This is a genomic window from Streptomyces sp. NPDC048514 (assembly GCF_043199955.1).
Classification (GTDB): Bacteria; Actinomycetota; Actinomycetes; order Streptomycetales; family Streptomycetaceae; genus Streptomyces.
On record NZ_JBICWT010000026.1, the window covers coordinates 1,663 to 4,938 of the forward strand.

The 3,276-nt window shown below is 56.9% G+C and carries 1 rRNA gene; it reads left to right on the plus strand.

Features of this window, described 5'->3' with window-relative positions:
- The first annotated feature begins 133 nt into the window (after positions 1-133).
- Positions 134-3,254 (plus strand): 23S ribosomal RNA (locus tag ACGFT2_RS34050).
- The last annotated feature ends 22 nt before the right edge of the window (positions 3,255-3,276 follow it).

Consider the following 3,276-nt stretch of genomic DNA (forward strand, 5'->3'; position numbering starts at 1 on the left):
CGGGCACGCTGTTGGGTGTCTGAGGGAATGATTTTCCTTCAGTCGCCGGCCCCAGTGCACTCGAATCTGTTGGTTCGGGGTGATGGGTGGCTGGTCGTTGTTTGAGAACTGCACAGTGGACGCGAGCATCTGTGGCCAAGTTTTTAAGGGCGCACGGTGGATGCCTTGGCACCAGGAACCGATGAAGGACGTGGGAGGCCGCGATAGTCCCCGGGGAGTCGTCAACCAGGCTTTGATCCGGGGGTTTCCGAATGGGGAAACCCGGCAGTCGTCATGGGCTGTCACCCACTGCTGAACACATAGGCAGTGTGGAGGGAACGAGGGGAAGTGAAACATCTCAGTACCCTCAGGAAGAGAAAACAACCGTGATTCCGGGAGTAGTGGCGAGCGAAACCGGATGAGGCCAAACCGTATGCGTGTGAGACCCGGCAGGGGTTGCGCATGCGGGGTTGTGGGATCTCTCTTTCACAGTCTGCCGGCTGTGAGACGAGTCAGAAACCGTTGATGTAGGCGAAGGGCATGCGAAAGGCCCGGCGTAGAGGGTAAGACCCCCGTAGTCGAAACATCAGCGGCTCGTTTGAGAGACACCCAAGTAGCACGGGGCCCGAGAAATCCCGTGTGAATCTGGCGGGACCACCCGCTAAGCCTAAATATTCCCTGGTGACCGATAGCGGATAGTACCGTGAGGGAATGGTGAAAAGTACCGCGGGAGCGGAGTGAAATAGTACCTGAAACCGTGTGCCTACAAGCCGTGGGAGCGTCGGGCGAGCACTTGTGCTTGCCTCGTGACTGCGTGCCTTTTGAAGAATGAGCCTGCGAGTTTGCGGTGTGTTGCGAGGTTAACCCGAGTGGGGAAGCCGTAGCGAAAGCGAGTCCGAATAGGGCGATTCAGTAGCGCGCTCAAGACCCGAAGCGGAGTGATCTAGCCATGGGCAGGTTGAAGCGGAGGTAAGACTTCGTGGAGGACCGAACCCACCAGGGTTGAAAACCTGGGGGATGACCTGTGGTTAGGGGTGAAAGGCCAATCAAACTCCGTGATAGCTGGTTCTCCCCGAAATGCATTTAGGTGCAGCGTCGTGTGTTTCTTGCCGGAGGTAGAGCACTGGATAGGCGATGGGCCCTACCGGGTTACTGACCTTAGCCAAACTCCGAATGCCGGTAAGTGAGAGCACGGCAGTGAGACTGTGGGGGATAAGCTCCATGGTCGAGAGGGAAACAGCCCAGAGCATCGACTAAGGCCCCTAAGCGTACGCTAAGTGGGAAAGGATGTGGAGTCGCACAGACAACCAGGAGGTTGGCTTAGAAGCAGCCACCCTTGAAAGAGTGCGTAATAGCTCACTGGTCTAGTGATTCCGCGCCGACAATGTAGCGGGGCTCAAGCGTACCGCCGAAGTCGTGTCATTGCAGCATGTAGCCCCAACGGGCGCTGTGATGGGTAGGGGAGCGTCGTCTGCCGGGTGAAGCAGCACCGGAAGGTAGTTGTGGACGGTTGACGAGTGAGAATGCAGGCATGAGTAGCGATACAAACGTGAGAAACGTTTGCGCCGATTGACTAAGGGTTCCTGGGTCAAGCTGATCTGCCCAGGGTAAGTCGGGACCTAAGGCGAGGCCGACAGGCGTAGTCGATGGATAACCGGTTGATATTCCGGTACCCGCTGTGAAGCGTCAAACATCGAGCATCGTGATGCTAAGGCCGTGAAGCCGTTCCGGACCCTTCGGGGAAAGGAAAGTGGTGGAGCCGCCGGCCCAAGCGGTTAGTAGGTGAGTGATGGGGTGACGCAGGAAGGTAGTCCATCCCGGGCGGTGGTTGTCCCGGGGTAAGGGTGTAGGACGTCAGGTAGGTAAATCCGCCTGGCAATAGTCTGAGACCTGATGCCGAGCCGATTGTGGTGAAGTGGATGATCCTATGCTGTCGAGAAAAGCCTCTAGCGAGTTTCATGGCGGCCCGTACCCTAAACCGACTCAGGTGGTCAGGTAGAGAATACCGAGGCGTTCGGGTGAACTATGGTTAAGGAACTCGGCAAAATGCCCCCGTAACTTCGGGAGAAGGGGGGCCACGTCTGGTGATGAGCTTTGCGCTCTGAGCTGGGGGTGGCCGCAGAGACCAGCGAGAAGCGACTGTTTACTAAAAACACAGGTCCGTGCGAAGCCGTAAGGCGATGTATACGGACTGACGCCTGCCCGGTGCTGGAACGTTAAGGGGACCGGTTAGCTCTGTTTCGACGGGGCGAAGCTGAGAACTTAAGCGCCAGTAAACGGCGGTGGTAACTATAACCATCCTAAGGTAGCGAAATTCCTTGTCGGGTAAGTTCCGACCTGCACGAATGGCGTAACGACTTCTCGACTGTCTCAACCATAGGCCCGGTGAAATTGCACTACGAGTAAAGATGCTCGTTTCGCGCAGCAGGACGGAAAGACCCCGGGACCTTTACTACAGTTTGATATTGGTGTTCGGTTCGGCTTGTGTAGGATAGCTGGGAGACTTTGAAGCGGCCACGCCAGTGGTTGTGGAGTCGTCGTTGAAATACCAGTCTGGTCGTGCTGGATGTCTAACCTGGGTCCGTGATCCGGATCAGGGACAGTGTCTGATGGGTAGTTTAACTGGGGCGGTTGCCTCCTAAAGAGTAACGGAGGCGCCCAAAGGTTCCCTCAGCCTGGTTGGCAATCAGGTGTTGAGTGTAAGTGCACAAGGGAGCTTGACTGTGAGACCGACGGGTCGAGCAGGGACGAAAGTCGGGACTAGTGATCCGGCGGTGGCTTGTGGAAGCGCCGTCGCTCAACGGATAAAAGGTACCCCGGGGATAACAGGCTGATCTTCCCCAAGAGTCCATATCGACGGGATGGTTTGGCACCTCGATGTCGGCTCGTCGCATCCTGGGGCTGGAGTCGGTCCCAAGGGTTGGGCTGTTCGCCCATTAAAGCGGTACGCGAGCTGGGTTTAGAACGTCGTGAGACAGTTCGGTCCCTATCCGCTGTGCGCGTAGGAATATTGAGAAGGGCTGTCCCTAGTACGAGAGGACCGGGACGGACGAACCTCTGGTGTGCCAGTTGTTCTGCCAAGGGCATGGCTGGTTGGCTACGTTCGGGAGGGATAACCGCTGAAAGCATCTAAGCGGGAAGCCTGCTTCGAGATGAGTATTCCCACCTCCTTGAGAGGGTAAGGCTCCCAGTAGACGACTGGGTTGATAGGCCAGATATGGAAGCCGGGTAACCGGTGGAGTTGACTGGTACTAATAGGCCGAGGGCTTGTCCTCAGTTGCTCGCGTCCACTGTGTT